Raw genomic sequence first — 7476 nt, 5'->3', positions numbered from 1 at the left:
CACTAACACCTCGAACGAATTCATGCCCAAGACGCTAGACCAAACTCGCAACCCACCCCCGCGAGCCTGTGAAATTTGCGAATTCGCCCCTGTGGATAACTCTAAAACAGCGAGCTAGCGAGCCTAGTGCGCGCCGAAATCACGCGCGGGTCGTCGGGAGCAAGCAACGTCAACAGTTCGAGCAGACGCTCCTTCGCACGCGGCTCCGTCTTCACCATGCCGAGCAACAGATCAAAGGCGCCTTCCGGATCTCCACCGACAAACTGCGCATCCGCGGCGAGCAGCTGCTGCTCCACCTCATCCACCGCGTCGCCGTCGCCGTCCTGTTCGTTGAGACGCTTCAACACAGCGACGGTATTTTTGGCTTGTTTGACATCGGAGTTGGTGGGGTCGTCGGCAAGGATGGCGTCGTAAAGCGCAGTTGCGCGATCGAAGTCGCCGGCGTTGAGGGCGGCGGTGGCGTCGTCGAGACGCGGATCCTGCGCAGGCTCCTCGCCACCAAGCCCCTGGAGTTGGCCGCCAAGCTGGGCAACGATCTGGCCGATCCACTGCTCCAACTGGTCGGCCGGCTGATTGCCCTCAAAGTTGGCCACTGGGCGTCCTGCGGCAAGCGCAACCACGGTCGGCAGCACGCGCACGCCGAGCATCTGTGCCACCTGCGGGGTAGCATCCGCGTCGATGTAGGCGACCATAAACTGCTGCTGCCCCGCCGCGAGCCGCTCGAACGTGGCCTTGAGCGCGACAGAATCTTCAGAACGGTCCGTGCCCACCATGAGGATCACAGGGATCTGCTTGGACCGCTCAAACGCAACCGCCTCAACGTTGGTGGCGTTGACGGTGACAAACGGCTGAAAGTCGCCAGGCTCAGGCTGCTGCGACAGCGCGCCTAAGTCAATAGCGCCGCCGGTGAACTGCGGGTTGGTCATGCTAATCCTCCAGGTGCTTGTTCAGCGACTCGATCTTCTGGTGCAACATGTCCGTGTAGCCGGGGCGGATATCAGCTTTGACCACCAGCGACACGCGTGGAGAAACCTCCTCCACCGCCTGGGTGGCACGCTTAATCACGTCCATGACCTCGTCCCACTCGCCCTCGATGGTGGTGAACATGGCGGTGGTCTCGTGCGCCAGCCCGGACTCCCGGACGACCTTCACGGCGCGTGCCACGATGTCGGACATTTCGGCGTTGGAATTTTCCGTCAAGGTCGGTGCGACCGAAAACGCTGCAATCATGCGGCCCAGTCTAACGCCCGCTTATCGACGACCCCAGCAATGCTTATGCCAATGCCTCCGATCATCGACTCCCCTGCCGGAATCCCGCGGCCATGCCACCACATGCGACACACCGGGAGGAATGTTCTGGTTGCACCCTGGACAAATGTAGAACTTCGTTGCGGCTGCCGAGCCGATCTGGCGGACCTTGAATATCTCGCCATTCGTCCACTTCGGCCCCTCCATCTCCTGGGTGCCGATAAAGGTCGACCCGTCACGCGGCAGGACGTAGCGCGGCGACTGGTACTGGCGGCGATTCTTGCGTGGCATTTAGAACAATCGCAGTTCGTTCGATTCGATGCCGCGCAGTTCGTCGTAGTCGAGGGTCACGCAATCGAATCCGCGGTCGCTGGCAAGCGTGCGCGCCTGCGGCTTGATCTCCTGGGCGGCGAACACGCCACGCACAGGCCGCAGCAACTCGTCGCGGTTGAGCAACTCGACGTAACGGGTGAGCTGCTCGACGCCGTCGATGCCACCGCGACGTTTCACCTCCACCGCAACCGTTCCGCCACGCGGGTCACGGGCCAAAATATCGACCGGGCCGATCGCAGTTGGGTACTCGCGGCGGACAAGTTCGTAGCCCTCGCCGAGCGTCGAAATGTGCTCAGCCAACAACTCCTGCAGGTGTGCCTCGACGCCATCCTTGACCAGGCCGGGATCGACGCCGAGGTCACGTGATTCGTCGAGAAGCACCTCTGCGATGGTGATACGCAGTTGCTCGCCCTTCGAATTCTCGACGATCCACAGCTCTTCGCCCGTATCCTCGCCATCCATATCAACAACGTTTTCCACCCGCAGCGTGCACGGCGGCATCATCCAATTCAACGGCTTATACGCGCGGTCATCGGCGTGGACGGACACAGAGCCGTCCGCTTTCACCAGGATGAGACGCAGCGCTTCAGGCAGGTGGGCATCGAGGCGACCCACATAATCAACAGAACAACGGGCGATGACTAGACGCATGCGCCCAAGGGTACCGTTGCGACGAACGCCTCTAACGCTCGGTCTCTCGCTGGGCGCGCTCCTCAAGTGAGCGCATATCGGTGCGCTCGGCGCGTACGTCCGGGGCCGATTCAATCCACGAGATAAAACCCATCTGCGTGCGACGATCAGCAGCAAATTCGATACCGCCATCGGGCGAATCGACCTGCAGAATCTTCGCAATATCGGGCATAAACTGGCGCTCATCTGCCGTCACGTCCCGCAAGCCTGTGAATTGCAGCAGGCGTCGGTCCGCGACCATATCGTGCGTAAACGACAAAGAGCGCAGCTTGTAAAACAGCATGCGCTCCCCGTCGTACCTCAAGACACCATGGCGCCAGCCATGGATGCCTTCAGCCGGCATCTGGCGGATCATGGCACGGGAACCGCTACCGCGGACCATGCTGAACCGCCAAATGGCAGACGCCGCAAACGTGGCCACCACAAGCACAGCCACGGCAACGACGAACACCATTGTTTCAACCTCCAGACAGCGGGTAATGCGCAATATCTTAACGCCCTTTGTGTCTTTTATGCGCACGCTGCGCGAGTGGGGGCATAGAAAAACGCCCCCATCCGAATGTGTATCCGGATGGGGGCGCTGGTCAGGCCGGCGTTACGCCTTCCTCGGCGCAGCGACTAGTGCGCGTTGCGACGAACGGCCGCCAGCTCCGCCTCCGAGCGAGCCTGTACGACCCTGTCCTCGTTGTCGAGGTTGGACTCTGCGACGGCGGAGTCAACCTCGTCGGCGAAGATGGCGTAGTCCGCGAGGACTGTCACCTTGTCGCCGACAACGGAGAGGAACCCACCCTGTACGGCCGCGACGATACGCTCGCCGTCGATCGGGCGGATGGTTACCACACCGTTGTCCTTGAGCTGCCCCAAGAGCGGCTCGTGCCCAGGAAGGATACCGATCTCACCCTCCGTAGTCTGAGCGGTGACGATGCTTGCCGGACCTTTCCAGAGCAGGCGGTCAACCGAGACCAGTTGAGCGGTAAGTTCAGCCATGTTTCCTCCTACGCCTGCAGCTTCTTGTATGCAGCCTCGACGTCGTCCAAGCCACCCAGGCCGTTGAATGCCTGCTCTGGGTAGTGGTCGAACTCGCCCTCGCAGAGCTTGTCGAATGCGTCGATCGTCTCTTCGAGCGGGACGTAGGAACCCTCGTCGCCAGTGAACTTCTTTGCGACGAAGAAGTTCTGGCCCAGGAAGCGCTGGATCTTACGTGCGCGCTGCACGGTGATCTTGTCTTCCTCAGAGAGCTCGTCCATACCGAGGATGGCGATGATGTCCTGCAGTTCCTTGTTCTTCTGCAGAATGCCGATCACCTTCTGAGCGACGTTGTAGTGACGCTCGCCAACGATGCCCGGCTCAAGGATGCGCGACGTGGAGGTCAGCGGATCCACTGCCGGGTAGATGCCCTTCGACGCGATCGAACGGGAAAGCTCGGTGGTCGCATCGAGGTGGGCGAAGGTGGTTGCCGGAGCCGGGTCGGTGTAGTCGTCAGCCGGCACGTAAACAGCCTGCAGCGACGTAATCGAACGGCCCTTGGTCGAGGTAATGCGCTCCTGGAGCACACCCATCTCGTCGGCAAGAGTCGGCTGGTAACCCACGGCGGAAGGCATACGGCCCAGAAGGGTCGATACCTCGGAACCTGCCTGGGTGAAGCGGAAGATGTTGTCGATGAACAGCAGCACGTCCTGGTTCTGCACATCGCGGAAGTACTCCGCCATGGTCAGGCCGGACAGGGCCACGCGCATACGGACCCCTGGCGGCTCATCCATCTGGCCGAAGACAAGCGCGGTATCCGGAAGCACGCCCATGTCCTCCATCTCGAGGAACAGGTCGGTGCCCTCACGGGTGCGCTCGCCGACGCCGGCGAAGACCGAAGTACCGGAGAACTCGCGTGCAATACGCGTAATCATCTCCTGGATCAGAACGGTCTTACCAACACCTGCACCACCGAACAGGCCGATCTTGCCACCCTTAACGTACGGGGTGAGCAGGTCGATGACCTTAATACCGGTTTCGAGGATCTCGGTCTTACCTTCGAGGTCCTTGAAGGCCGGCGGCTCGCGGTGGATGCCCCAGCGCTCACCGGTCTGACCGACCGACGGGTCGTCCAGGCACTGGCCGAGTGCGTTGAACACGTGGCCCTTGACCTGGTCGCCGACCGGGACAGAAATCGGGTTGCCGGAGTCCGACACCTTGGCGCCACGGACGAGGCCGTCCGTCGGGGCCATGGCGATCGTGCGGACGAGGTTGTCACCCAGGAACTGGGCGACCTCGAGCACGATGGTGCGGGACATCTCGCCGAGGTCAATGTCGACCTCGAGAGCGTTGTACAGAGCGGGCAGCTCGCCACGCGGGAACTCCACGTCGACGACTGCACCAATGACGCGCACGACACGGCCGTTCTCAGAACCGCGCGGGTTCTGAGTGTTCTCGACCCGATCTGCGGTCTGGGTGTCGGCCTCAGGAAGCGCCGCACCCGCCAGATCGTCGTTGCGCTCATCAAAAGAGTGAGCAGTAGTCATGATTTAGTCACTTTCTCCACTCCCGGACAGCGCACCAGCGCCGCCGATAATCTCGGTGATTTCCTGGGTGATCTTCGCCTGACGGACCTGGTTTGCCTCGCGAGACAAATCGTTGGCCAGTTCGGTGGCGTTATCGGTCGCATTCTTCATTGCCGTGCGGCGCGATGCCGACTCGGCGGCCGCTGCTTCCAGGAAGATCGAGTAGAGCAACCTGGAAACGTAGACCGGCAGCAGCTCATCCATGAGCGTGTCCGGGTCCGGCTCGAAGTTCATGTCCGGGCTGACTTCACCAGAGTTGGTCAGCATGTCTTCCTGTTCGTACTTGAACTCTTCCAGGACCGGCTCGATCGGCAGAAGCTGATCGACGCGTGCCTCCTGGGAAAGCATGGATACGAACTCGGTGTAGACAACGTGGACAACATCGAACCCGCGGACAGACTCGCCCGTTTCGCCGTTCTGGCGAAGCGGGACGGTGGCTTCGGAGCCAGCCATGTAGCCGTCGATGATCTGGTGGCGCACGTCGTGCGTGTCCTCCCAAGACGGCTGCTGCGAGAATCCGGTCCATGATCCCGCGACATCCATGTCACGGAACTTGAAGTGCGTCACGCCCTTATTACCGGTGACGTAACGAACCACCTCGTAACCTGCCTCGGTCAGCATGCGCTCAAGCTGCGCAGCCTTCTTCAGCACGTTGTGGTTGTAGCCGCCGGCCATACCGCGGTCAGAGGTGACCACGAGGATTGCCGCGACCCGGCCGTTCTCACGCTCGTGGAGCATGGGGTGGGCCAGGGAGCTCGCGGACGCGAGGCGTTCCATGACGTCTTTGAGCTCGTCGGCGTACGGCTTAGCCGCCTCGACGCGCTGCTGGGCCTTGGTGATCTGCGCGGTGGCGATCAGTTCCTGGGCCTTTGTAATTTTCTTCGTGGAGTTGACGGACCTGATGCGGTCACGCAATTCGCGAAGCGTTGCCATGGTGTTTCCTCCCTTCCTTTATGTAGTAGTCCTAGAACCGACTGGCACTAGGAGCGGCTGACGTTGAGCTGGTTCTTCGCAACCTGGCCGGAGTCGAGCGGCTCGTGCTCGGCCTCGCGGACAATGCGCTCGCCGGAGGATGCCTGGAAGTTACGTGCCAGGTCCTCGTTGACGCGGCGGATTGCGGCCTGCGAGTCGTCGTCAAGCTGCTTGCCACCAGCGATCTGGTCATAGACCTGCGGTGCATTGGCCTTGATGGCCTCGTGCAGCTCGGTCTCGTAGCGGCGGACGTCCTCAACGGGAACGACGTCGAAGACGCCTTCGTTGGCAGCCCAGATCGAGATGATCTGGAACTCCACCGGCTGCGGCGCGTGCTCGGACTGCTTGAGCAGCTCGACCAGGCGCTGGCCGCGCTCGAGCTGCTTCTTGGAAGCGGCGTCGAGGTCGGAAGCGAACGCTGCGAAGGCCTCAAGGTCACGGTATGCCGCGAGGTCCAGACGCAGGTTACCGGCGACCTTCTTCATACCCTTGGTCTGTGCGGCGCCACCGACACGGGACACGGAGATACCCACGTCAATAGCCGGGCGCACGCCCTGGTTGAAGAGATCGGACTGGAGGAAGACCTGGCCGTCGGTAATCGAGATGACGTTGGTCGGAATGAAGGCACCGACGTCGTTCGCCTTGGTCTCGATGATCGGCAGTGCGGTCAGGGAGCCTGCGCCGAGCTCGTCGTTAAGCTTTGCGGCACGCTCCAGCAGGCGGGAGTGCAGGTAGAACACATCGCCCGGGTATGCCTCGCGGCCCGGCGGGCGGCGAAGCAGCAGCGAAATGGCACGGTATGCCTCTGCCTGCTTGGTCAGGTCATCGTAGATCACCAGGACGTGCTTGCCCTGGTACATCCAGTGCTGGCCCAGTGCTGCACCGGAGAACGGTGCGAGCCACTTAAAGCCTGCGGAGTCGGATGCCGGAGCAGCCACGATCGTGGTGTACTCCAGGGCACCGGCCTCCTCCAGCGTCTGGCGAACGCCAGCGATGGTGGAGCCCTTCTGGCCGACGGCGACGTAGATGCAGCGCACCTGCTTCGACGGATCGCCGGTCTCCCAGAACTCCTTCTGGTTCAAAATGGTGTCGATGCAGACCGCGGTCTTACCGGTCTTGCGGTCACCAATGACGAGCTGGCGCTGGCCGCGGCCGATCGGGGTCATGGCGTCAATCGCCTTCATGCCCGTCTGCAGCGGCTCTTCGACCGGCTGGCGGTCGAGAACGCCTGCGGCCTGGAGTTCCAGTGCACGCTCTTCGTCAGATTCGATTGGGCCAAGGCCGTCAATCGGCTGACCCAGGGGGTTAATCACGCGGCCGAGGAAGTTCTCGCCGACCGGGATGGAGAGGACCTCGCCGGTCCGCTTGACTTCGTCGCCCTCGGAAAGGGTCTCGAAGTTACCCAGCACCACGACACCGATGGAATCGGTCTCAAGGTTCTGGGCGACGCCGATGACGCCGTTGGGGAACTCGAGCAGCTCGTTCGTCATGCAGCCCGGCAGCCCAGAAACCTGGGCAATACCGTCTGCGGCCGAAGTCACCACGCCGACCTCCTCACGGGAGGCCTCCGCAGAGTAGCTCGAGGTGTAGTTCGCTATCGCGCTACGGATCTCATCGGAGGAGATCGTCAGCTCCGCCATGTTCTTCCTGCTCTCGGTAGTTTTATCCAGCATATTGTTAA

9 protein-coding genes are annotated in these 7476 nt (G+C 61.8%); all 9 read right to left on the bottom strand.

Annotated features, from left to right (window positions below; all coding sequences use genetic code 11):
* Window positions 1-101: 101 nt before the first annotated feature.
* The gene (locus HMPREF3145_RS03450; protein WP_070421852.1) at window positions 102-926 is read right to left on the bottom strand and encodes a tetratricopeptide repeat protein; all 825 of its coding nucleotides are present in this window, start codon (window positions 924-926) and stop codon (window positions 102-104) included.
* A gap of 1 nt (window position 927) precedes the next feature.
* Complete coding sequence (locus HMPREF3145_RS03445) at window positions 928-1230, bottom strand: MTH1187 family thiamine-binding protein (protein WP_070421851.1); 303 nt, start codon at window positions 1228-1230, stop codon at window positions 928-930.
* Between the two features lie 21 nt (window positions 1231-1251).
* Window positions 1252-1539: a hypothetical protein gene (locus HMPREF3145_RS03440; protein WP_070421850.1), complete on the bottom strand. Its 288-nt coding sequence runs from the start codon at window positions 1537-1539 to the stop codon at window positions 1252-1254.
* Complete coding sequence (gene nucS, locus HMPREF3145_RS03435) at window positions 1540-2232, bottom strand: endonuclease NucS (RefSeq protein WP_070421849.1); 693 nt, start codon at window positions 2230-2232, stop codon at window positions 1540-1542.
* Window positions 2233-2263: 31 nt separating this feature from the next.
* Window positions 2264-2725, bottom strand: coding sequence for a DUF2550 domain-containing protein (locus HMPREF3145_RS03430; RefSeq protein ID WP_083279365.1), 462 nt, complete (start codon window positions 2723-2725; stop codon window positions 2264-2266).
* A gap of 164 nt (window positions 2726-2889) precedes the next feature.
* On the bottom strand, window positions 2890-3258 hold the full coding sequence (locus HMPREF3145_RS03425; RefSeq protein WP_070421848.1) for a F0F1 ATP synthase subunit epsilon: 369 nt from the start codon (window positions 3256-3258) through the stop codon (window positions 2890-2892).
* An 8-nt stretch (window positions 3259-3266) separates the two neighbouring features.
* Complete coding sequence (atpD, locus tag HMPREF3145_RS03420) at window positions 3267-4784, bottom strand: F0F1 ATP synthase subunit beta (RefSeq protein WP_224212800.1); 1518 nt, start codon at window positions 4782-4784, stop codon at window positions 3267-3269.
* A gap of 3 nt (window positions 4785-4787) precedes the next feature.
* Window positions 4788-5756: a F0F1 ATP synthase subunit gamma gene (locus HMPREF3145_RS03415; protein WP_070421847.1), complete on the bottom strand. Its 969-nt coding sequence runs from the start codon at window positions 5754-5756 to the stop codon at window positions 4788-4790.
* Window positions 5757-5803: 47 nt separating this feature from the next.
* Window positions 5804-7468: a F0F1 ATP synthase subunit alpha gene (gene atpA / locus HMPREF3145_RS03410; RefSeq protein WP_070421846.1), complete on the bottom strand. Its 1665-nt coding sequence runs from the start codon at window positions 7466-7468 to the stop codon at window positions 5804-5806.
* Between the last annotated feature and the right edge of the window lie 8 nt (window positions 7469-7476).

The sequence above is a fragment of the Corynebacterium sp. HMSC05C01 genome, assembly GCF_001807155.1.
Lineage (GTDB): Bacteria > Actinomycetota > Actinomycetes > Mycobacteriales > Mycobacteriaceae > Corynebacterium > Corynebacterium coyleae.
The sequence above is the reverse complement of the archived record's forward strand: the minus strand, read 5'-3'. Positions and strand labels throughout refer to the sequence as shown.